This window comes from Sphingobium sp. CFD-2 (assembly GCF_024611135.1).
GTDB classification, from domain to species: Bacteria; Pseudomonadota; Alphaproteobacteria; order Sphingomonadales; family Sphingomonadaceae; genus Sphingobium; species Sphingobium fuliginis.
Genome location: NZ_CP084405.1, coordinates 432,710 through 453,343 on the forward strand (window position 1 = coordinate 432,710; position 20,634 = coordinate 453,343).

Annotated in this window: 21 protein-coding genes; 9 read left to right on the forward strand and 12 right to left on the reverse strand. The window is 61.0% G+C overall.

Going from position 1 to position 20,634, the window contains the following annotated elements; all coding sequences use genetic code 11:
* Positions 1-122: 122 nt before the first annotated feature.
* The 7 genes from LDB29_RS02055 to LDB29_RS02085 all read right to left on the reverse strand — a co-directional run bounded on the left by LDB29_RS02055 (position 123) and on the right by LDB29_RS02085 (position 4,860).
* Positions 123-1,499, reverse strand: a complete 1,377-nt coding sequence (locus LDB29_RS02055) for a TraB/VirB10 family protein (RefSeq protein WP_257555901.1) — start codon at positions 1,497-1,499, stop codon at positions 123-125.
* The gene (locus tag LDB29_RS02060; protein ID WP_257555902.1) at positions 1,496-2,263 is read right to left on the reverse strand and encodes a type-F conjugative transfer system secretin TraK; all 768 of its coding nucleotides are present in this window, start codon (positions 2,261-2,263) and stop codon (positions 1,496-1,498) included. The genes LDB29_RS02055 and LDB29_RS02060 overlap by 4 nt, the downstream gene beginning before the upstream one ends.
* Positions 2,247-2,882 carry a type IV conjugative transfer system protein TraE gene (locus LDB29_RS02065; protein WP_257555905.1) on the reverse strand — a complete coding sequence of 212 codons (636 nt, stop codon included), beginning with the start codon at positions 2,880-2,882 and terminating at the stop codon, positions 2,247-2,249. The genes LDB29_RS02060 and LDB29_RS02065 overlap by 17 nt, the downstream gene beginning before the upstream one ends.
* 8 nt (positions 2,883-2,890) lie before the next feature.
* The gene (locus LDB29_RS02070; RefSeq protein WP_169576498.1) at positions 2,891-3,157 is read right to left on the reverse strand and encodes a type IV conjugative transfer system protein TraL; all 267 of its coding nucleotides are present in this window, start codon (positions 3,155-3,157) and stop codon (positions 2,891-2,893) included.
* Between the two features lie 116 nt (positions 3,158-3,273).
* On the reverse strand, positions 3,274-3,621 hold the full coding sequence (locus LDB29_RS02075) for a hypothetical protein (protein WP_257555908.1): 348 nt from the start codon (positions 3,619-3,621) through the stop codon (positions 3,274-3,276).
* Positions 3,622-3,808: 187 nt separating this feature from the next.
* Positions 3,809-4,588, reverse strand: coding sequence for a DsbC family protein (locus tag LDB29_RS02080; protein WP_257555910.1), 780 nt, complete (start codon positions 4,586-4,588; stop codon positions 3,809-3,811).
* On the reverse strand, positions 4,585-4,860 hold the full coding sequence (locus LDB29_RS02085) for a hypothetical protein (RefSeq protein ID WP_257555913.1): 276 nt from the start codon (positions 4,858-4,860) through the stop codon (positions 4,585-4,587). Before LDB29_RS02085 ends, LDB29_RS02080 begins: the two co-directional genes overlap by 4 nt.
* 297 nt (positions 4,861-5,157) lie before the next feature.
* On the opposite strand from LDB29_RS02085, the gene LDB29_RS02090 reads away from it, so the two are divergent.
* The 5 genes from LDB29_RS02090 to LDB29_RS02110 all read left to right on the forward strand — a co-directional run bounded on the left by LDB29_RS02090 (position 5,158) and on the right by LDB29_RS02110 (position 7,925).
* Complete coding sequence (locus tag LDB29_RS02090) at positions 5,158-5,577, forward strand: hypothetical protein (protein WP_257555915.1); 420 nt, start codon at positions 5,158-5,160, stop codon at positions 5,575-5,577.
* A 250-nt stretch (positions 5,578-5,827) separates the two neighbouring features.
* On the forward strand, positions 5,828-6,247 hold the full coding sequence (locus tag LDB29_RS02095) for a helix-turn-helix domain-containing protein (RefSeq protein ID WP_257555917.1): 420 nt from the start codon (positions 5,828-5,830) through the stop codon (positions 6,245-6,247).
* 9 nt (positions 6,248-6,256) lie between these two features.
* Positions 6,257-6,907, forward strand: coding sequence for a GntR family transcriptional regulator (locus LDB29_RS02100; protein ID WP_257555919.1), 651 nt, complete (start codon positions 6,257-6,259; stop codon positions 6,905-6,907).
* A 152-nt stretch (positions 6,908-7,059) separates the two neighbouring features.
* On the forward strand, positions 7,060-7,194 hold the full coding sequence (locus LDB29_RS02105; RefSeq protein ID WP_257555921.1) for a benenodin family lasso peptide: 135 nt from the start codon (positions 7,060-7,062) through the stop codon (positions 7,192-7,194).
* 74 nt (positions 7,195-7,268) lie between these two features.
* Positions 7,269-7,925: a lasso peptide biosynthesis B2 protein gene (locus LDB29_RS02110; protein WP_257555924.1), complete on the forward strand. Its 657-nt coding sequence runs from the start codon at positions 7,269-7,271 to the stop codon at positions 7,923-7,925.
* Between the two features lie 41 nt (positions 7,926-7,966).
* Here the strand turns inward: LDB29_RS02110 and LDB29_RS02115 are convergent, their stop codons facing one another.
* Positions 7,967-8,242, reverse strand: coding sequence for a hypothetical protein (locus LDB29_RS02115; RefSeq protein WP_257555927.1), 276 nt, complete (start codon positions 8,240-8,242; stop codon positions 7,967-7,969).
* A 96-nt stretch (positions 8,243-8,338) separates the two neighbouring features.
* Between LDB29_RS02115 and LDB29_RS02120 the strand changes: the two genes are divergently transcribed.
* Positions 8,339-9,682 (forward strand): asparagine synthase C-terminal domain-containing protein, encoded by a 1,344-nt coding sequence (locus LDB29_RS02120; RefSeq protein ID WP_257555929.1) that lies wholly within the window; start codon positions 8,339-8,341, stop codon positions 9,680-9,682.
* On the opposite strand, the gene LDB29_RS02125 is transcribed toward LDB29_RS02120, so the two are convergent.
* The 4 genes from LDB29_RS02125 to LDB29_RS02140 form a co-directional block, all read right to left on the reverse strand.
* A complete protein-coding gene (locus tag LDB29_RS02125) occupies positions 9,658-11,685 on the reverse strand; it encodes an Atxe2 family lasso peptide isopeptidase (RefSeq protein WP_257555930.1) in 2,028 nt (675 codons plus the stop codon). The two genes, LDB29_RS02120 and LDB29_RS02125, sit on opposite strands and share 25 nt — an antisense overlap.
* Before the next feature lie 92 nt (positions 11,686-11,777).
* Entirely contained in the window at positions 11,778-14,222 is a 2,445-nt protein-coding gene (locus tag LDB29_RS02130) for a TonB-dependent receptor domain-containing protein (RefSeq protein ID WP_257555932.1), read from the reverse strand.
* A gap of 213 nt (positions 14,223-14,435) precedes the next feature.
* Positions 14,436-15,479, reverse strand: a complete 1,044-nt coding sequence (locus tag LDB29_RS02135) for a FecR family protein (protein ID WP_257555934.1) — start codon at positions 15,477-15,479, stop codon at positions 14,436-14,438.
* A complete protein-coding gene (locus LDB29_RS02140; protein WP_257555936.1) occupies positions 15,469-16,035 on the reverse strand; it encodes an RNA polymerase sigma factor in 567 nt (188 codons plus the stop codon). The genes LDB29_RS02135 and LDB29_RS02140 overlap by 11 nt, the downstream gene beginning before the upstream one ends.
* A gap of 567 nt (positions 16,036-16,602) precedes the next feature.
* Between LDB29_RS02140 and LDB29_RS02145 the strand changes: the two genes are divergently transcribed.
* From LDB29_RS02145 to LDB29_RS02155, 3 genes are all read left to right on the forward strand, one after another.
* The gene (locus LDB29_RS02145; protein WP_257555938.1) at positions 16,603-16,974 is read left to right on the forward strand and encodes a sigma factor-like helix-turn-helix DNA-binding protein; all 372 of its coding nucleotides are present in this window, start codon (positions 16,603-16,605) and stop codon (positions 16,972-16,974) included.
* Between the two features lie 234 nt (positions 16,975-17,208).
* On the forward strand, positions 17,209-18,408 hold the full coding sequence (locus tag LDB29_RS02150; protein ID WP_257555940.1) for an IS256 family transposase: 1,200 nt from the start codon (positions 17,209-17,211) through the stop codon (positions 18,406-18,408).
* 530 nt (positions 18,409-18,938) lie between these two features.
* A complete protein-coding gene (locus tag LDB29_RS02155; RefSeq protein ID WP_257555942.1) occupies positions 18,939-20,627 on the forward strand; it encodes an SAM-dependent methyltransferase in 1,689 nt (562 codons plus the stop codon).
* Positions 20,628-20,634: the final 7 nt, after the last annotated feature.

The following is a 20,634-nucleotide window of genomic DNA, read 5'->3' on the forward strand; positions in this document are numbered from 1 at the left end:
GCCGATCGCCGTGCAGGCTGGGAGGAGCGTGAGAGAAAGGAGGAGTATGGCCGTTCGAGGGGGCCTTCCTGTGGCAGAAGCATGGAGGCTGAGCATGACATTGTCTCCCTTTTGACCGGGCATCAGAATTTGGCTCCAGCGGTCGGCTTGATCTCGAGCGCGACACCTTCCTGGATCACGACCACCACATCCTTGGCGGCGCCGACCTCGACGATGGGGCCGGCCTGCCGGGCCAGATCGAGATAGAAATCCGTGAGCTTGTCGGAGGATTTGGAAAGGCCGCCGGCTATGCCGGATTTGGCGGCGTCGCCGGCATCGAGGGTGCGCACCGTGCCGAGCGCGGAAGTCGAGGTATCGCCGAAGGTATTCTCTACCGTCTGGCTGACCCCGCTGATGGTCCCGGCGATAAAGCTGCGGGCCAGCGCCGCCCCCGCTCGGGTGACGACCTTGCCTGAGAGTCCCTTCTTGCCGTCGGTATCGACGAAGAAGCCTTTGATGGGCTGATCGACCACTGACCGTTCGTCAAAATCGACACAGGAGAGCGAGACGAGCTGGACCTCGACCCTTTCCTTGGCGAGGCTGCCTGTCGCATTGCCGATGACGAAGCAGCCGGCGAGATTGGCTTTGACGTCATTGGGAAGCACGGCCGGCGCCTGGACGCGGGCGATCAGCGGTTCGGGATTGCTGGTCGCGTCCCGGCTCGCCAGCGCGTCGATCCCGGTCAGGAGCCGCGCCTTCATGAAACCAGGCGGCAAATAGATCGTCCGGGTCTTTTTTTTAGAGCCATTTGGTGACGCGCTTGCGCCTTCTGCAACAAGCGCGGTCGTGGCTGCGCCGATCGATCCCACCTGCCGCTCGACCGGCGGAGCGGGCGGGGCGGCCGGGGCAGCGGGCATTGGGGGTGGCGCGGGGAGGCTGCCGTCGGCGCTCTCCAACTCGCCTCGCGCGGGGCTTGGCGGAAAGGCCGGAATGTCGCCGGGAAGGGCGCTTGGAAGATCGCCATCTGCGGCGGCGGGCGTACCCGTGCCGGGCAAGACCTTCCCTTCCTCGATCGCCGTGACGCGATCGCCGAGCAGCGCCTGGCCATCAAGGATCTTCTTGAGGTCGCCGCGAACCTTGGTTTCGAGGCTGTCACCGCGAAGGCCCGCTCCCATGTCGAGGCGTGATGCGGCAGGAGCGGTTTGCGTTTCCTCCTTCGAGCCGCTGGACGCGGTATAGAGGCCATAGCCGAACATGGCGATCACAAGTCCGATCCCGGCCTGCCGGGCGCGCAGCTGCTGCCGAGGGCTCAGCATCGCCCATCTCGCCTTGAGGTCGAGCAACGCCGGTCCGCGTTGGCTAAGATCCGGTCTGCCAGCGTCGATGTGGGTCTCGTCATCCCTCTGGGTCAGTGTTCGCGGCGAGTGGCGTCCCGCCGCACCGGCGCGGCCACGGCCACTTTGTCCGCGATCGGACTCGCCGCCTTGCCCGAAGCTTTCCTTCTCGTCGGCGCCGGTCATAGCGTGTCTCCCCGGCGCAGGATGATGAGGCGCGCTGTCTCACCCGCCTTGAGCGTGAGGCGGTCGAGCGTGACGCCGAAAATCCGCGAGCCCAATTTGGCGTCGAGGAACAGCCGCTCATCGACGTCGCCGTCGGCGGTGGCCTCGACCCAATATTCAGACGCATTGAGATCCGCGCCCTCGATGAGCACGCGCCTGCGCTCGGTTATGCGCAGCGTTGGGGCGGCTCCGAGCGAGATGGGTCGGGCATCGGCGGCGACCTCCGAGAAGCTCGCCGGCACTCGGTCCTGGAAAAGCGACAATGTGATCGAGACGGCACGTTCTTCTTCCACCAGGGGAGCGAGCAGTTCGTCATTGGCCTGTGCGCGCTGCCTGGAGCCCGGCGCCAATGTGATGGTCTGCGCCGGGATGTCCGAGGGCTCGGCGTAGAGAGGATAGATCGCGCCATTGCAGGTGACGAAAAATTCCGATGGCGTAGTCACATAGCTACGGGTGACCTGGCCATTGTCGTCGCTTTCCCTGACCAGGAATTTGATCCAGGCGTCGGCGCCACCTTTCTCGACGGCGAGACCCTTCTCGGCCGAGAATTTGACATCCTCGATCTCGCCGCCCTGGCAGACCAGATGATTGACGTCCCGGTTGGAGAGGCGGATCGTGCTCGTCTGGTCAGGCAGGGCTGATATGCTCTGGGCTTGCGCCGCGACGGAGGGCGCGGCCACCAACAGGGCGACGGCTGCGCAGAAAGGCTTAGCGGAGCTCGGCATCGAAATTTTCCTCGGCTAGGGACAGGAGCCAGAAGCGGCCGGCATCGATCGTGTAGCGGATGCGCAGATTGCCCCTGAATTTGCGGATGACCCCGCCGATCACGCGCACTTTCTCGACCGGTACGAGGATCTGGCGATCAGTCCATGTGACCGGCTGATCGGGCCGGATATAGGTCGCGATCGAGAGCGTCGGATTATTGGCGAGTTCGTCGAGGATGGCGTTCAGGCTGTCGCGCAGGCCATTATAGGCCGTGGGATGGACGATGCTCAAAAGCTCCTGGAACTGGCGATCTGCCGAATAGGCGGAATAAGTGCCCGAGAGCGCCACGATGTTGCGGGTCATGGTGCGCAGATAGGCGCCTGATGGCTTGCCGCCGGTCACATAGAGATCGCCGCCGGCGCCGAAGGGGACAACCACCGTACGCTGGTTCTGGCTCGTCGTGTAAAGGGCGATCGCCAGGACGGACGTGATCCCGAAGAGTCCGAGAACCGAGAATTTGAGCAGCCTGTTCTCCTCGAAGAGGTTGGATGAGCCCTGGAGGTAGCGATGGATGCCAAAGCTCGCCGGTTTGCCAAGGAGCGGATCGCTCGTTTGCCCGTCGGATGATCTGCGGAACATGGGGAATCTCACTCGCAAAAGCGGGTCTGGGTGGGCCCTGGATAATGGGGCAGGCGAAGCAGGCCCCAGCGCCAGGCCAGATGCGGGATGAAACCGCGTGGCTTGGTGCGCTTCCAGGGAATGAAGAGGAGAAGAACGCCGACCAGGGACCAGCCGACCAGGCCGCCGACGATGACTGCGACGAAGATGGTCGATACCACGACAATGAATTCCTGGGCGTCGAACCAGAGGATCTGGACCGGCTTGTGCAGGAATTGGGGAAGTCTTTCGTCCACGTCCTTCTCCCTTGCTTCATCACGCGATCAAACGTGACTTCTAGGAGCGACCATCGCTCCCAGAACCGACGCGGGGGAAAGGTACAAAACCCCTCGTCAGTCTCTTGCCTCGAACCTCAGACGATGAGGCCGAAGGTCTGGAGGATGGAGTCCGCCCGGATAAGGCAGACCGCGGCCACGATCGTCGGGATGCCGATCATGATGTTCGAGAAAAGCCGCGAGACGCCGAAGAGGAAGGCGGCGACGCCGCCGACAAACCCAAGCGGGCCCTTCACGCCCTGGTTCACCACGATGTCGTAAATGTCGTAGCCAAGGTCGCCGGCGGCCGGCGCCTGGAAGGCATGGGCGGCCGATGCCAGGGTGAAGGCAAGAAGGAGGGTGCCCACGGCATCGGCCGATCGAAAAGAGGCGCGGGCGACCCGGTTGAGAGAGGGCAGAGGTCTGAGCGTGATAGGTCTCATCATGATAGTCTCCAGGCAAAGGGGAGCCGTCCCGCGAGTCTGCCTGCCGGCACCGACTTGCACGTTCGTTGACGGCCAGCGATGGGACTGGACGGCCCCTTGAGGAGCGCCACCGCGGGCATTTCATTTGGCCTGGGCGCGGACCGGAGGCTTCGGCCCTACGGTCGTTTGCAAGCCTTAGCAGAATGGATCAGGAGGGAGGCTTGGGGCGTTCTTTTGCGTTCAGCCATTCCTCGATCTCGGCCTGCTGGAAACCGGATATGATCTTGCCGTCAAGGACCAGCGTGGGCGTTCCTGAAATGCCCATGGCCTTGACGGCGATCGCATTGTGGGTGACGCGTGCTGCACCTTCCTTGCACTGGGCAAGGGGCCTCAGCGCCTCCCCTGCATAGGCCTGTCGAAAGGCCCGGGCCTGGTCTTTCGAGCAAAGGATATGCTCGGCCTTCGATGCGGCCTCGGGATGAATGCCGCTCACGAAATAGATCTGCCGCCGCACGGGCTTTCCTTCCGCAGCCTTGGCAGCCCAGAACCGGTCGAGCGCACGGCAATAGGGGCAGTCGGGATCGGTGAACTCGATGACGGTGGGAGCGCCCGGCGGACCAATGATAAGAGCCTGATCCGGATCGAGATTCTTCACCTTCTTGCGGGCGCCTGAATCCTGGGCAAGCGCGGTCAGATTGACGCCATTCCTGTCGTAAATGGTGGCGAAGAGGAGATGATCGCTCTCCGGCGCATAATAGAGGATATGGCCGCCGGCGCTCGCCTGGAACAAGGGGCCCTTCACTGGCGCGGGACCGAAATCCTCGAACTGGAGATTGGTGAAACTCTGCCGCAACCGCGCCTCGGCTACGCGGGCCGTTGCGGCAAGCTCCGGGTCTGACGGATCATTCTGGGCCGCGGCGGCGCCGCTTGCTGCCAGAAATGCTGCCCAGCTCAAAAGCGGCACCGTCATCCAGGGGCGATTTGTCATTGGCCATTCTCCGCAGGGTAGTAATGGGGGGCTTTCAGCAGCGCCGCGTCCATCCGGATCGTGGCTCCAAGACGAAGCGCGGGGGCAGGGGAGGCTGCCGGGGGACGGGCAGGGTGGATGAGAAATTCGCCATTCACCTCATCGATGGTGAACTGGCCTGTGTCGGGCGGTGAGGCAGGCGCCGCACTTTGGCGGGCGAACGCCTCATGGGGTAAAAAGAGGGCGGACGTGACAAAGCCTGCCACGATCGCCGGTCGAATGGCCGACATCATGAAATTCTCCCTGATGTGCGCGGGGCGTTTGCCTCGGCGGTTCGACGGAAGGTGCCGGTCTTTTTCGCCCTGCCTCGTGGACAGGAGAGAGGACCATGTCACCCCTTGTCGGGACGAGGCAAGGAGTGCGCCCAGCCGGCGATGCGGCGCAAGTGGGAGGGCACTGTAGTGCCGAAACCGGCACTACAGTGCCGATATCGGCATTTCAGTGCCGGTTTTGATCAATAAACGCCTTCAAATTCAGTTTCTTCCGTCAGAAGCTTGGGGTGGTCGCGCGAATCACAAGGAAGTTGAGGCATGGCCGGTAATCGATCGAGAACCTACAGATTGAACCTTTCGAGCGAGGGAACGGACCTGTTCCTGACGTGCCATTACCGGTTGGCGCGCATTGCAAAGAGGTTTATCCCCTATGGGGCGACGCTGTCGGTCGCCTTGCTGCTCATCTCGACCATGGATACCGATGAACTGGTTGCGGAGCTTTCCATGCCATGGCTCAAGCAGCTCGCGGGCAATGATGAGCATTATGTGGGCGCCTCGACGCAGCTCACCCCCCTTGCTGTCGCACTTCTCGGACGGATCGAGCATTCTGGCCAAATCGATGCGCGACCGACAATCGGGAGACTCCATGTCGCAGCCATCGCTGTGATGTCGGCCAGCGAGGACCGCGCCCTGGCCAGGGCCTACCGTCAGCTTCCCACGGCTTTCCAGCGGAACTGACACCGCGCCGCACAGCGCCCGCGCTCCCTCGAAAATAGCGTCAGTGCTGCTTGCAACGGGGCGGGTTGGGGGCGTCTGGGCTCAAGCATTGCGCTTCAACAGATTGAAAAATAGGGAAGCCTTGCGGCGATCGCTGAGGCGTCCACTGTCAAAATGGTACCGATAATATTTGACCTGATGCATGATTCACATGACCTTGGGCGTGACGGAATGTGCATTGGTGCTTTGAGACGCGATCAGCGAGGATCTGATGATCTCATCTCAAGGCGGCGCCTTCGACGATAAGGCGTCGATACTGGCCGAGATCAAGTCGATCTCAGGTCGCCGCATTGAAGAACGGCGCAGGCGCCATCGCATTACGCAAGAGCAACTTGCCGCTGATGTCGGGATCAGTGTGCGGTGGCTCAGGGAAATCGAGGCGGGGAACCCGAGTTCTCGTTTCGATCACCATCTCGCTTGCGCTGATGCCCTGGGGCTCTCCTCGGCGCATTTCCGTATTCCCATGATGTTTCTGGAGCACAAAATGCACTTTCCTCGCCAATTCCTTCTCGAAGACTTGCACGAAATCGAGCGGCTCTTCATCGAGTTCATTTCGAACCTCAATTTGAGAGCTTTTCTCAAACCCTCCGGGGGAGGATCTGGACCTTCCGGTTCCGGGGCTTCTGGTTAAGGAAGTGTCATGGCGCCAGAAGCATTGACCGCTGACCGCCTGCATCGCGAGATCAAGACACTGATCATGCGGGGGCGGTTCGCGCCCGGCATGCCGGTTGCCCTCCAGGCTATGGCCGATGCGTTCGGCACCAGCATTTCGCCCGTAAGGGACGCGCTCAATCGCCTTGTTGGCGAGCGCATGATCGAGACGCAGGGCGGCGGCGGCTTTGTGATGCCCGCGATCACATACAGGCGGGCCTATTATCTGTACGCCTTGCACGCGGACCAGGTGCGCATGGTCATAAAGGCCGTGGAGGAGCCGGCCAATATTGGCCTGCCTCCCGCAAGCCTGCTGGACAACAGCCCTGATCCCCATTCGATTGTGGCGGCAACGGCTGAGCTTTTCTCGTCGCTGGCAAGCTGTTCGCCAAACCCCGAACATCTCGACACCATCGTCGGCACCGGTGAGCGACTCGCCGTGCTTCGCCTGCATGAAGGCGAGGTCACGAGGCGGAGCGAAGAACTATTGGCGCTCTGGAACGTCACCCATTCGGGCAATAAAAATGCAACGCGCACCGCCATGGGGCAATATCATCGGCGGCGTTTGTTGCGGGCGGACAAGATTTCTGCGGCCGCTGCGCGTTGGATGCCCGACAATGAAATGCCGGAGGGCCTTTAGTTTTTGATCGGTGGTATCCCCAATAGACGAGTCAATTGTCTCTCCAAGCTTATAAGGTGCCAATATGGCCACTTATAAGTTCGGATATATGGCCTTGGTTATTTAGCATCGGAGATACCGCAAATGGTTGCGGATTTTCGATGGAGATGAACATGCAGAACATCCACGAACATGATGATGGCGTGATCGACCTGGGCGTTGCTTCGGTCGATACACAGGGAACCGTGATGGGCGACATCGACAGCATCGGCCTTCAGCTGGGCAACAACGGCATTGCCGACGACTGATCCTCCGGGGCGCGCGTCCATGCGACGCGCGCCTTCGCTACAATTGCTGCGCATTCCGATCGAAGGCTTTGATCATGGGCTACCGGATGAGGAGAGGGTTATTCTTCTGCGTGACAGGAGGCAGATCGATCTTCCTCGATGTCGAAGCCGATCGCTATTTCGGGATCAAGCCGGGATGGGATCAAGCCTTTCAGGCGCTCGTTGCCGATGACATCGCTGGACCTGAATTGTCGTCCCTGATCGATGCGGGCATCCTCGTTGAAGATGACGCGGTAGGCGGGATCACGCGTCCCCCCGCGATTTTGCCGGCGACAAAAGAAATGTCCGTCGAACGGGTCTGGCCCATTTCTGGCCTGGGTCTGAGGTTCATCATCGCTCAGATCGAGGTCGTGATCGCCTTGCGGACCAGGACTTTCTCCAATGTCCTGCGTCCGATCGCAGATCATGCCAGCATCGTGGGACCGGGCCGCACAGCAGGGCTCGACCCTGAATGGAAGCCCTTCGTATCCGCCTTCTTTTCCTCATCTGCCCTGCGACCCAGAAGCGGTCATTGCCTCACAAACTCCATCGCTTTCATGCGCGTGGCCCAATCCCTGGGCTTCAAGGCGGAGCTTGTGCTGGGTGTCTGTGCTGCTCCCTTCTCGGCGCATTGCTGGGTTCAGGCAGACGGTCATGTTCTTAATGACCGGCTGGAAAATATCAGAAACTTCGAACCGATTCTGACGATATGACGCTGGGCCGCTATCTCCTCCTGATCGATTGGAGCAAGGCTTCAATCGAGCGCGTGGCCGCCAGGATGCAGGACCGTCTGCAATGCCAGGCCAGGCTCGCGAATCATGATTGCATCATATTGGCGAACGACCCCGGCCAGCTGCTCGCCATGCCGGGCGAGCGCGGAATGATCATAGGCACCGTCTTTCCCAGGCATGGACCGGCAAAGGCTATCGAGGGCAGTGACAGGCTGTGGCTTGAGGAGCTCGACGCGTCCGATCCGCTCACCCTCCTGCGCGATCGCTTCTGGGGCGGCTATATAGGGTTGGACTGGCATGCTGGCGCACTGCGCCTGTTTCGGGATCCTGGCGGCGCCATGCCCTGCTATTATATGGCGCTTCCGACCGGCTGGGCCATTTCTTCCGACGCGGAAATGCTGGTCGAGGCGGGTCTGCTTTCGCCGAGGATCGATTGGGCGGAGATGCCGCGCTATCTGACCTCCAAGGATCTGCCTTCCGGTCGGACAGGGATTGAAGGGTTGATGGAGCTGCTCGCTGGCAGCTGCGTCACCCTTGGTTCGACGATGAGTGCCCCAAGACAATATTGGTCGCCATGGGATCATGTGGCCGAATGTGATGGGTGGGACGGCGATGCGATGGCCGAGCGATTGCGCCGGACGGTTGATCATTGCGTCGCATCATGGGCATCGACTGGCGATCGGACCCTGGCAACCCTCTCCGGGGGCCTCGATTCCTCGGTCGTGGTTGCGGGCCTCGCCCGGGCCAAACACGATTTTCAATGCGCGACGCTGGTTGCCGGTGACCGCCTCGGCGACGAGAGAGAATATGCTCGAGCCATGGCGGCTCATGCGGGCGCAGAACTTCACGAAGCCCATTATGATCATGATGACGTCGATCTGGCCCTATCCGTCGCGCGGCATTTCCCCAAACCGATCGGCACGCTGCACGAGACAGCCTTCCATGCCGCGATCATGAGACGAACACGCGCATTGGGGGCAGCGGCGGTATTCACCGGCAATGGTGGCGATAGCATCTTCTACAATAGCAGTTCCGTCCGCCCGCTATTTGATTATCTGCGATCCAGGGGGCCGGCTTTTCAAGCGATCACGGTCTTCCACAATATATGCGAGGTTACGCGCAGCGGACGAACGGCGGCGCTGCGCGAGGTGGTCCGGTCGATCCCTGCCATGCGACGCCCCTATGTCTGGCGCCAGAATTTCGGGTTGCTCACCGATGATCTGGTGACGCAGATGTCGTCGCGTCCCCCCAGCCATCCCTGGCTCGACGTCCAGCCGCTCGGGCGCCCGGGGAAGGTTGGGCATGTGTCGCATTTGCTCAAGGTCCAGAACCATCTCGAAGGCTATCTGCGCCCCTATGATATGCCCATGATCAATCCGTTGATGTCGCAGCCCGTAGTCGAGCTGGCTCTGGGCATCCCGACATGGCGAATGATCGAAGGGGGAAGGGACCGTGCGGTGGTTCGCAAGGCCTATGCACAAGCCATCCCGCCCATCGTGCGCGATCGCCGACGTAAGGGAAGCCCCAGTGGATTTGCAATGGATGTCCTTCTTCGCAACGCGCCCGAGGTCCGCGAGCGCCTCATGGACGGCGAGCTGGCCCGGCGGCACCTGGTCGATGCCGAAAAGGTTGCGGCCGTCATTCCGCAAGCACCAAGCAGCGGACATATGTATGTCAGGTTTTTGATCCTGCTCGATATGGAAGCATGGATCTCTCACTGGCGGGCATTGGGAGGCTGAGGGATTGCGCGCCCAGCCTCCAATGGCCTCTGCGACACGGAGGCTATGTGATCAGCCCGCCATTTCTGCTGCATGTCGGCCCATCTTGCCGCTTCCTCCGCATCGCCGCTGTCGCTGGTTGGGCGCTTGCCCGATAGCCAGAAGTCGAACCATCGAAGGTTCCGCCGATAGATGCTGGTGCGGGCGGCGGGATGCCGCTTGATGTGGACCTCATCTGGAAAGACGAAAAGGTCGACCGGGCTGTTCGCTGCGCGCAAGGCTCTGATCGCTTCGAGTGCAACGAGATATTCGCCGTCGGCCGCCTGGATCAGGATCGGGAACGCGACCCGCGAGGCGTTGCGAGCCAGCGAGATGTCCGACCACATGCGCGGATCGTCCTCGGGTGAGGCGGGCCATCCCAGTTCATGATAATAGTTCTGGAGGGATGGCCCCGATAGCCAGGTCTGGGATGGCTCCCAGCAGCAGCCACTCACCGACGCAGCCTTGAAGAGCTTGCTGTGCAGCGCGGCGAACTGGACCGTTGTGGACCCGTCACTGAGCCCCGTGATGCCGATTCGCTCTGGGTCGGCCAGGCCAGCCTCTACGAGCTGCGTCACCTTCGTCTCGATCGCGGACAGGATGCTGCGCCGCTCTGTGAAACCCTCATTCTGGCGCCGCTGCCTCTCGATAGCGGACAGGCCCTGACCAAAGAAAGGCGAACGCGGACGTTGAACCGTCAGGACGAGATAACCGTCGCGGGCGAAGAGCTGAACCGGAAATTCATCGCCGGTGCCGCCCCGCAGGAAGCCGCGACTTTCATATTGGACGACGATCAGCGGATAGCGGCCCCCGGGCTGATAATCGGGAGGATAGGTGAGGTCGCCAAAACATTCGATGCCGCGGTTATTTGTCCAGTGCAGGCGATCGACCCGGCCGAGCGCCAGCTTTCCAAAGTCCGGGTTCGGTTCGAAGAGAGGTTTTGATTTCCCGGTCTGCAGACTGATGCGGTCGAGATAGCGTGGGCGCGTTGACCCCTCGCGACCGCACAGAAGGTCAATCCCGAACGGGGTGCAGTTGCTCAGAAGGTCGGAGGTCGAATAGAGCCGTCGAGGTTCAGCGCTGCCGATCGTCCATGCGTAAATGGCCATTACGCTCCGGGCCCAACCTTCCCGGCGGACGTAACCCACCACATTGGGCGCGGCGATCCACGGCTCGCCCTCGACGTCGGCGCAAGCGGTGCTCGGGCAAGGGCGCTCATTTCCGATTGACCCTGCGACAAGGTGGCCCACGCCATTGGCGTCCGGGACCGTCCTGGCATGGACGTCGCGCGCGCCATGGGCCTCCACCTCCTTTGCGGTCATCAGCTGCTCTTCGGCTTCGCTTGCCGCCCGGACGCTGCCATCGCCAAGACTGACGGCTTCATATCTGTAGGTCGGGATGCCGCTCGGCCAGGGAAGGTTGGAGGCGAAGGGGAAATATCGATCGTCAAATCGGTATCCCGAACGGGATTCTGCTCGCAGGGCCATGCGCCCGCTGCTTTCATCGCGAACCTTGTAGATGATGCTGCGGTCATGATCCCCAAAGCGGAAATCAACGATGTCGTGGGCGCCCACGGTGACAGGCTTGACCGTCTTGGTCCCATCCCACAATCGGAGTTCGAGCTTGCCGTCGACGAGCTTCAGGAAGGCAAGCAAGGTCCCGTCTGCGGACCATCTGGGTGTGATCAGCTTCGTGACGCCGCTCGGAAACCCGTTGGTGCCGTAGAAATTGTCAAAGCGAAAGAAGGAGACGCCTGGCCCAGAATCGATGAGCCTGGCGTTTCGATCACGGTCAATGACATAGATGCCGGTGCAATAGCTGTCGCCCGCGATGCTCGCCCGCCTGACCCCTACCGCAACACGAGAGTTGTCCGGTGAAACCGTAAAGTAGGGGCCATTTTCGAGCGGCGCATTGGGGCCAAGGTCGAGCGTTTCAATGAGGTCTCGGTCGACGATGGCGCGCGGTTTCGCGAGAGGAGGATGCACCTCGAGCGTGCTTGCGCAATCTTGCGATGCAGGTGCGGCCGGGACTGCGGCCGCACCTGCCCCGGCAATGCCCAGGACAAGGGAAATGAGCATCACCAGGCCTTGGAGACGGTAAAGCTGACGAGCCGCCCGACACTGGAATAGTTGGTGGCGTCATAGGTTGGATTGGTCGCGCTGGAGCGGATGGTGGAGGGCTTCTCGTTCAAAATATTCTGCCCCGAGAGCAGGAACGACCAGCCTGCCCAGAGGCCACTGCCCTCGGGCTGCCAACTGACAGTGGCTTCGGCGGAGTGGAAGCCCGCGACCTTGTAGGTCATTGTCGAGCGGTTGTCGTCGGTCCCACCGATATAGTTATAGGCCAGGGTCGCGCCGATGCTTCCGCGTCGCCATCCGGCGCTGGCGCGGCCCCGCCAGTGGGGCGGGTTGAAGATGGTGCCCGCCCGGACGATGGCGGGTTGGCCATCGCTCAGGCGCTGATCGCTCTTGAGGTAACTGGCGCTCGCTTCGAGATTGAACTGGTTGCCGCCGCCTGAGAATTCATAGGAGGCGGAAACATCGACCCCTTCGATATGCTGGCGTGCCGCGTTTTGAAGCTGGTTGAAGATGATAGCCGCCAGATTGGCAGGATCGTAGGCGCCGGTAGTTTGGTTCTGGATGCCTAAAGGGAGAGCGGCGGTTGCTGCCAGCACCTGCTCGAGGGTCGGGTTAAGGAGGATCAGATCGGCATATTCGGTCTTGAATGCCTGCGAGCTGTCGGCGATCGGCCTGACCACCCGGTTCTTGTAGCGGACGTTGAAATAGCTCGCTTCGAGCCGAAGGCCCGGAACGCTCTGGGGCTTGAGTTCCGCTGTCAGCGTAAGAGTGGTTGCCTTTTCTGGTTCAAGTTCCTTGCTGCCACCGCTGATCTGGAGGACGTTTCGATTGGTCGGCGGTGTGGGCAGATAGAAGGCTGGGAAGAGGAGCACGCCCTGTCGGACGGTATTTTGCTGGCTCAGCGTCGGTGCCTTGAATGATTTGCCCCATGCGCCCTTCAGGGTCAGATCGCGGGTTGGTTGATAGGTGATTCCGACCTTTGGCGTGGCCAACCCGCCGATCCGGTCATAGCGCTCATAACGCAGGGCGCCGGAAAGCTGGAGCGCCTTGATGAACGGCACACCATTGCGATCGGCGACGAGCGGCAGGAAGATTTCTCCATAGGCGAAGGTCGCTGTCTGGGCATCGGTATAATTGAGGAGCGAGGTCGTCGCCGTGGCGGTCACGCGCTTGATCGATGCCTCCAGTCCATTCGACCGCAGACCAGCGCCGACCGCAAGTCGCGCATCGCCGCCGGGCAGGGCGAACAGCGGACCCTCGCCGCTGAACTCGGCCGACCAGAGATCATTTTTGTAGCGGATGTGGTTTTCCGCTGAAGCTCTGCCACCTGAGTAGATCTCCGCAATGATCTTGCTGTCACTGATGGCGCGCGTCGCCCGCGCAACCATTTCCCAACCGCCAGGAAGCCTAAATTTGACCGAAGGGCTGATGGAATAGCCCTCGATATCCGGGCGGCTGATAGTCCCACTTTGCCTGACATCGGCCGTGGCGGTGAAGGGGAGCGCGGCAACTGACTTGTGCCTGTTATAATGGGCATCAATCTCGAGTTCGACGGCATCCGCGAGCGCCTGATGGCCGGCCATGACCGCGCTGACCTGCCTTTGAGAAGGAAGGATGGTCATGCTGGGCTGGCGCGATCGCATATAGGAGCGCTGCGAGGCCGTGATGTCGGTCGATTTGTTGAAATCGCCTGCGATCATGAAACCGCCGCTGCCCCAGCGATGGCCGGTAACCGCACTATATTGCTGCTGGACATCGCCCCCATCGGTCGCGACGCCAAAGCGTGCGCTGGTCAGCAGCCCATCATAGTCACGCCGGAGCAGGATATTGGCGACGCCGCCAACGGCATCGGAACCGTATAGTGCCGATGACCCGTCAGCGACGACCTCGATTCGTTCGACGGCGGCCAGCGGAATCGCCGATATATCCACCCCCTGGCTCACGGCATCATAGGCCACGCGATGCCCGTTCAGGAGCGTGAGCGTGGCGTCAGGGCCAAGGCCCCGCAGGTTGAGGGTGGAGGAAGAGGTGGTGTTCTCCGACCCGGTCTGCACGCTGGAAATGACGCCAGGGTTTTGGCCGCCCGCGAAATTCTGCGGGATGCTGCGAACGAATGTGCCAAGGTCGGTATAGCCTTGTTCGGTGATCATTTCTCGGGAAGCGGAAATGACGGGCGAAGTCGGGCGTGCACCGCGAATTCTCGATCCCGTGACGAAAAGCTGATTGTCCGCCGCGCCGGCTACCTCATCGCGCGACGGCGCCTCTCGCCCCCGCAGGTAGATCGTTCGCCCCCTGATTTCAGCGGTGAGTCCAGATTGGTCGAGGAGGGCTGCAACAGCCTCCTCGACCGTGTAGTCGCCCGACAGCGATGGTGAACGGCGGCCCTTGAGGGTCTTGGGGTCTGCAACAAGCTGATAGTCGCTGCCGCGCGCAACAGCGCGCAATCCCGCACCAAGATCCTGTGAAGGTAAGTTATACGACTTGCGCGCTTCCTGGGCGGCTGCGTGAGAGGAGAGGGCGCCCATGCAAAATGCAGCGCCACTCAATAGTGCAATCTTCCCGAAACCCATAGGTCTGGCCCCTTAATCCGCATTGCCTCTTTTCGAGGTTCAATCCGAATGACGGGTCTCGACTATTTTGAAGCCAGGATTTCGTAATTATTTTTTCGTGGTCAGGAGAAGCCTGTTCTTCTGCGAACGATCGATCGTCAGGTCGAGGAAGCCGCTCAGGGCTTCTGCGACCCGTTCTATGTCCCGAATATCTATGTCCGCGAAAATCTCACGGTTGCCCAGGGCAGGCGAGGCGAGTTCGATCTTGGTCGCGCTGTAGGTGTTCGCCTCGGCGATAACCTCCCTGATCGGCACATTGTCAAAACTCTTCACGCCATCCACCCATTGCTGATCGGACCTTTTTGCAGGAATGATAGCAATTTCCGTGTCTTGTCTAGGTTTCCATGACAAAAGCTGCCCCGGCCGAAGCCGGAGCAACTGGTCGCTATCGTTTGCCGGCGCATGGGTGACTGTGACCTGGGCCTCGCCTTCGACCGGGTTGATGCGCACGCCAGTGCGATTGGCTATGTCGAAGCTCCCGCCATGAGTGGTGACTGTGATGCCCGCCGCCCGTACGTCAAAAGGACGCTTCTTGTCAGGGGCGACGAGGAACCGTGCCCGGCCTCGTTTCAGTTCGACGCTGCGACGATCGGTAGTGAGATGGACAAGGAGCAGGGTATCGGTGTCAAGAAGGATGGAGGAACCATCCGCCAGATGTTCGGTGCGAACTTCTCCGACTTTCGTTTCCAGCGGCGTGCGTGCCTCGCTTTGCGCAATGAGGGCAGGCGGGTTGCTTGTCGCTCGCCAGAGAAGACCAGTTCCGGCAATGACGCCGATAGCAAGCGATGCGGCAAGCGGCATTGGGACGCGAGATTTCCTGCTCTTCGAGGCGGACTGTCGCTTGCGCGCCCGCATCCCGGCTCGCATTGCGGCATTGCTCGCGTTCTCCATACTCTCCACGATGCGGAGATAGTAGATCTTCCGCTCCGGCTTTCCCGCCGCCCAAGCGGAGAACGCCTCCTGGTGTTCTCCCAGCCTGTCCAGTGCCTTGGGATCGGGGATCGCCTTTGGATCGGACATGATCAGGCCGGCCCAATCCATGGCCTCCTGCTCGTCTTGGTTCACGATATCCGCGCGCTCTTCAGTCATCATTCGCCTCGCGATGGGCCGCGACGTGTCGGATGCCCTTGAGCATCTGCTTCTGTACAACCCAGAGCGGAAGTTCGAGCTCGTCGGCGATTTCGCGATAGCTTTGGCCCTCGACCCGGTTGCGGAGGAAGATGTCGAGCGTGTCGGGCTGTAACCGCTGCAGGATCAGCATCCAGCGGGCGAGTTCCTGCCGGGATTGAACGTCGCGGTGAATATCGTCAGGTGCGACAGCGACCATGCCGTCGTCCAGGCTTGCGGATCTTTGGGACAAGAGTGTTGATCCACGCTCGACAAAATCCCGCAACAGGTTTGTGGCAATTCGGGTGAGATAGGCGCGCGGGCTGGCGAGGGTTAGGGTTGAGGCACCACGCGCGAAGCGGCTGAACGTCTCCTGGCTCAGTTCGTCCGCATCGGCCTGGTTGCCGAGTTTTCGCGCGAAAAACCGCATAAGTCGGGGCTTTTCCTCCCGATAAAATTCCGGAAACGCGAATCCGTCGTCGCCGGAATCTCTGATTGCACGAGGATCCCTGAAGCGATCCTCCTGTCTGCCCTGGCCCATATGTCGCACCTATGTCCTCTCGGGGCGACGGCCAAAGCCGGATGTTAGTAACCTGACCAACGGAACAGGCGCATGCGCCTTTACCGTTGCCGGCTGGACATGCGCGCATGCCACCCGGCCCCAGTGAAACCGTGACCGAGCTACCGTTAGTCGGGGTTACTAAGCCCCTCTTCCGCGCTTTCAACGGAAGCTGGACCAGATTGCCGGAATGACGGGGGAGCGCAACCCTAAAGAATGGATTTGTGACGTTTTTTGGTAAGTGGGCGAGAGGCCAAGAAGGCGATGGGCGGCTGCCGCTGCGGGAGCATCGCGCCCTTGCCGGCACGGCGTGCCGCCGACAGGGCGGGGTTCGGCTACGCCTGTCCCGGCCCCGTCGGGCGGCGATCGCTGCGGTGATCGTGGCTTTCTAAACAAAATCCCTGACGGCGGCGCGGGCGCTGAGGAGGTTCTTAAACGGCCCATCCGGTTCGCTGCCGAGATCACCGGCATTCAGGCGGAAAGAGGGGAGGGGGATGGAGAGCGGGGCCCCGAATGGGCTTGTTGCATCTCAAACGGGAGTTTCCGTAAATGGCGTATCATCATGATGTGAGCAGGCGCTTGGCAAGGTTTGTTACGCGGATGCGTGACAAAGTGGCGGACGATATTTGTGTCGCGCGCATTGAGCGTTATCTTGAGCGAAGCGCGCAAGACGATGACGGGCGACCTGCCGTGGCGTGCTGTGAAGAAAACCTGCTGATTGGCAGAGCCGTCGCCGGTATGGAGCCGCTGACACGAGCCATTCTCATCCTTGTCGTAGCGCGGAAGATGAGCGTGGCGCAGGTCTCTCGGCGCTTCGGTATGAGCGAAGAGCGTGTCTGTCGACATTTCAGGTTGGCTATAGAGATGGTAGCCGAGCAGGGGCGGTTGGGCCTGTCGCCCTGCGGGTCTTCCGATCGCTGATACTGAAAAACTGCGCCGCGTGGCAGGTGTGATTCATTTTCCGGCTAGGGTTGGGACCTTCCCGTCAGTCCGCTTCAGGGTCGTGCCCCCGGTGATGGTGTAGCTCGGCGGTTAGCGAAGCTGACCGGACGCGCGCTCATCGAATAAGCGCAGTAGCGGCCGGTCAGTTTCGCGGGTGGCCATCGGAGGTCTCGGATAGATTTGGGTTGCGAGACTCAAGCCATGGAGATCCCGATGACCAAGGAGATGATGGACGTTCAGGCGCTGCTGGGGAAGAGCGCCGACAGCGATTTTCTGCGTGAGATGATCGGCTTTGCCGCGCAGCGCCTGATGGAACTCGAGGTCGGTGGGCTGACGGGTGCCGCTTATGGCGAGAAGAGCGCGGAGCGGCAGGCCCAGCGCAACGGCTACCGCGATCGGGATTGGGAGACGCGCGCAGGTACGGTCGAGCTGCGCATCCCCAAGCTGCGCACTGGCAGCTATTTCCCCGGTTTCCTAGAACCTCGTCGGCTGGCGGAAAAGGCGCTGACGGCGGTGATCCAGGAGGCGTATATTCAGGGCATCTCGACCCGATCGGTGGATGATCTGGTCAAGGCCCTCGGCATGAGCGGCATCTCCAAGAGCCAAGTGAGCCGGCTGTGCCAAGAGATCGACCAGCGTGTGAAGGCGTTCCTCGATCGGCCCATTGAAGGCGACTGGCCCTATCTCTGGGTCGACGCCACCTACCTTAAGGTCCGGCAGGCGGGGCGGATCGTCTCGGTGGCGGTCACCATCGCGGTCGGCGTCAACAGCGATGGCCGCCGTGAGGTGCTGGGCATGGCGATCGGTGCATCGGAAGCCGAGACTTTCTGGACCGACTTCCTGCGCAATCTGGCGCGACGGGGCCTGCGCGGTGTGAAGCTCGTCATCTCCGACGCCCATGAGGGTATCAAGGCGGCGGTGTCCCGCGTCTTCAATGCCACCTGGCAGCGCTGCCGCGTGCATTTTGCCCGCAATGCCATCGCTCATGCCGGGCGGAGCCGGAACCGTGTCGTCTCCGCGCTGATCGCCACCGCGTACGCTCAGGAAACCGCCGAGGCCGCCACTATCCAGTGGCGCAAGGTGGCCGATCAGCTTCGACCGGCGGTGCCCAAGCTGGCCAAACTGATGGACGACGCTGAACAGGACGTGCTGGCTTACATGTCCTTCCCGCCGCAGCATCGCACGAAGTTGCATTCGACCAACCCGCTCGAGCGCCTTAATGGCGAAATCAAGCGGCGCACAGAGGTGGTCGGCATCTTCCCCAACGAGGACGCCATCACCCGCCTCGTGGGGGCTATCCTGCTGGAACAGAATGACGAATGGGCGGTCCAGCGCGCCCGCTACATGACACTGGAAAGCGTCGCCCAAATCGGCGATGATCCGTACTTCACGCTGCCGCCCATGGCCGCGTGATCAACCCGGCTCTAGCCGGAGATCGCCATGGCTACGCCGGCGAACCTACACCATGCGTTGGGACACGATCCGCTTCAGAGAGATCGATCCAGAGAAGCCGCCATTCAAAGCTCATAGACAGTCTACAAACAGAGAGCTGCGAAGCGCCCCAATCCGGTCGCCCATGATGCCGCGTTCACTTCTCGGAACAGACCATGGCAGACGCTTGGGCGGAGCTCGCAAGGGTCTATGATCGTTTCCGGTATGCCCTCAGAACCGGAGGGCGCTTGATGCCTAGACCGCTTATCTGCGCCAGTTGGTCACCACTATCCCCTTGTCCCAATATCTGCCCCTCGCCCGCTGTGCCCACACCTGACGGTTTTTATCGGTGGCAGGTTGATGCATGCTGGAAGGTTGGAAATGCGGCGGTTTTGAGTTGATACGACGTCCCCCCTCAACCTCAAGGCTCCCCAAGAGTGTGTTTTGCGGTTAAGGCATGAAAAGTGATTTGGAGGGCAAAGGGTGTTCCGGATGGGTTTGAAAGGCATGGCTTGAGCGGGGTTCTTGCAACTGGCGGTGATGCGGTCCGAGACCGGCTGCTCGAAGAGCGCCGTAAAATCGGTGCGTTTTATACTCCTGAGCCATTAAGTCAGATACTCTCTGACTGGGCTATTCGTTCGTCTCTCGATTTTGTTCTCGAACCGAGTTTCGGCGGATGTGGCTTTTTACAATGCGCACAGGCTCGCCTTGTTGCGCTTGGGTGCGGACAGCCGCGAAAACAAATCTATGGTTGCGATATCGATCCTGTCGCCTTCGATTATCTCGCGGACGTCTTCCAGGCCCCGGTTGATCTGAGTCGCTTCTCGCAAACCGACTTTCTCGAAATTTCTCCGGGTGGACAATGGCCGGAGTCATTCTCAGTGGTCCTCGCGAATCCCCCCTACATCCCGTATCAGGAACTTGGCACTGAGCGGAGGCAGACCCTTAGTTCAACCAAATGGCCAATCGATGGCGTGGCCGGGCGCGCGAGCCTCTGGGCTTATTTCCTGACCCACTCCTTGTCCTTCCTTGCGAAGGACGGGCGTATGGCCTGGGTATTGCCGGGCGCATTTCTCCAAGCCGACTATGGTAAACCGATCCGCACATTCTTGGCCGGCGCCTTCAGCCGTGTGGCCGCTATCGTCATTCGCGAGCGCATTTTCCTCGATGTTGGCGCGGATGAAGAAACGGTCATCTTACTCGCCGATGGCTATCAAGCCTCGCCATCAGGGCACATCGAACTGGGTCAGGTCGAAACGCTGGACGCTCTGCGGCAGCTCATGGCGGACTGGGACGATGGGAAATGGGCTGGAAAGAAGTCCAACCTGCGCCCCGCTGCGCTGAATCTGTCGGAAGGCGAGAGCGATATCCTGGCCCGGATGGAGTGCCTGCCCGATTGTAAGTCGCTCGGCGATGTCGCCTCTGTTCAGATTGGGCTGGTCACAGGGGCCAATGAGTTTTTCGTTCTCGGTAACGAAGGGCTGGCGGAGGCTGGTCTTCTGGAAGAGGATTGCACGCCGGTCCTCGCGAAATTCATTGCTGCGCCGGGTGTGTCATTTTCGCTGACCGACCACCTGTCGTTCCTTGCAGGCGGCGGCCGGGGCTATCTTGTCGATAGTGACGGGCAATGCGGTAATGCCCGCGTTCAGGCGTATCTTGAAACTTTCCCGCTCGAACGGCGCACGGAGACCAGCACCTTCAAGAAAAGAAAAATCTGGTCGAAGCCGGACGACGGACGAGTGCCAGATGCCTTTTTCCCTGTCATGCACCACTGGGGGCCGAGGCTTGTTCTGAACCCCTATGGGTTCACGAACACGAACACGATCCATCGGGTCTATTTCCCAGAGGCGTTGGACGAAGTTTCGCGCAAACTGATCGCCATTTCCCTGCTGACCAGCTTCTCGCAATTGTCCGCCGAACTGGTTGGGCGGCGATATGGCTCTGGGGTCCTCAAACATGAGCCACGCGAAGCCGAAAAAATCCGTATCCTGTTGCCAAAGCTCGGCCCGGCGGCGATCAAGAAGGCATTCAACGCCGTTGATCGGGACCTCAGGGCGGGCAATCGAGAGAGCGCGATGAAACGCGCTGACAAGCTGGTTTTTGCTGCGATCAAGCTTGACGATCGAGAGGCAGTTTCGATGGCATTGAGCGGGGCGCTCGAACATATTCGGCAGAACCGTCGCCCCCGGCGCGGGGCCTGAGCCTTGC

Excerpts from the sequence above, each read along its gene's own strand:
- LDB29_RS02055 (WP_257555901.1), bottom strand. The coding sequence starts at position 1,499 with ATGACCGGCGCCGACGAGAAGGAAAGCTTCGGGCAAGGCGGCGAGTCC.
- LDB29_RS02060 (WP_257555902.1), bottom strand. The coding sequence starts at position 2,263 with ATGCCGAGCTCCGCTAAGCCTTTCTGCGCAGCCGTCGCCCTGTTGGTG.
- LDB29_RS02065 (WP_257555905.1), bottom strand. The coding sequence starts at position 2,882 with ATGTTCCGCAGATCATCCGACGGGCAAACGAGCGATCCGCTCCTTGGC.
- LDB29_RS02075 (WP_257555908.1), bottom strand. The coding sequence starts at position 3,621 with ATGATGAGACCTATCACGCTCAGACCTCTGCCCTCTCTCAACCGGGTC.
- LDB29_RS02080 (WP_257555910.1), bottom strand. The coding sequence starts at position 4,588 with ATGACAAATCGCCCCTGGATGACGGTGCCGCTTTTGAGCTGGGCAGCA.
- LDB29_RS02085 (WP_257555913.1), bottom strand. The coding sequence starts at position 4,860 with ATGATGTCGGCCATTCGACCGGCGATCGTGGCAGGCTTTGTCACGTCC.
- LDB29_RS02090 (WP_257555915.1), top strand. The coding sequence starts at position 5,158 with ATGGCCGGTAATCGATCGAGAACCTACAGATTGAACCTTTCGAGCGAG.
- LDB29_RS02095 (WP_257555917.1), top strand. The coding sequence starts at position 5,828 with ATGATCTCATCTCAAGGCGGCGCCTTCGACGATAAGGCGTCGATACTG.
- LDB29_RS02100 (WP_257555919.1), top strand. The coding sequence starts at position 6,257 with ATGGCGCCAGAAGCATTGACCGCTGACCGCCTGCATCGCGAGATCAAG.
- LDB29_RS02105 (WP_257555921.1), top strand. The coding sequence starts at position 7,060 with ATGCAGAACATCCACGAACATGATGATGGCGTGATCGACCTGGGCGTT.
- LDB29_RS02110 (WP_257555924.1), top strand. The coding sequence starts at position 7,269 with ATGGGCTACCGGATGAGGAGAGGGTTATTCTTCTGCGTGACAGGAGGC.
- LDB29_RS02115 (WP_257555927.1), bottom strand. The coding sequence starts at position 8,242 with ATGCCAGTCCAACCCTATATAGCCGCCCCAGAAGCGATCGCGCAGGAG.
- LDB29_RS02120 (WP_257555929.1), top strand. The coding sequence starts at position 8,339 with ATGCTGGTCGAGGCGGGTCTGCTTTCGCCGAGGATCGATTGGGCGGAG.
- LDB29_RS02135 (WP_257555934.1), bottom strand. The coding sequence starts at position 15,479 with ATGATGACTGAAGAGCGCGCGGATATCGTGAACCAAGACGAGCAGGAG.
- LDB29_RS02140 (WP_257555936.1), bottom strand. The coding sequence starts at position 16,035 with ATGGGCCAGGGCAGACAGGAGGATCGCTTCAGGGATCCTCGTGCAATC.
- LDB29_RS02145 (WP_257555938.1), top strand. The coding sequence starts at position 16,603 with ATGGCGTATCATCATGATGTGAGCAGGCGCTTGGCAAGGTTTGTTACG.
- LDB29_RS02150 (WP_257555940.1), top strand. The coding sequence starts at position 17,209 with ATGACCAAGGAGATGATGGACGTTCAGGCGCTGCTGGGGAAGAGCGCC.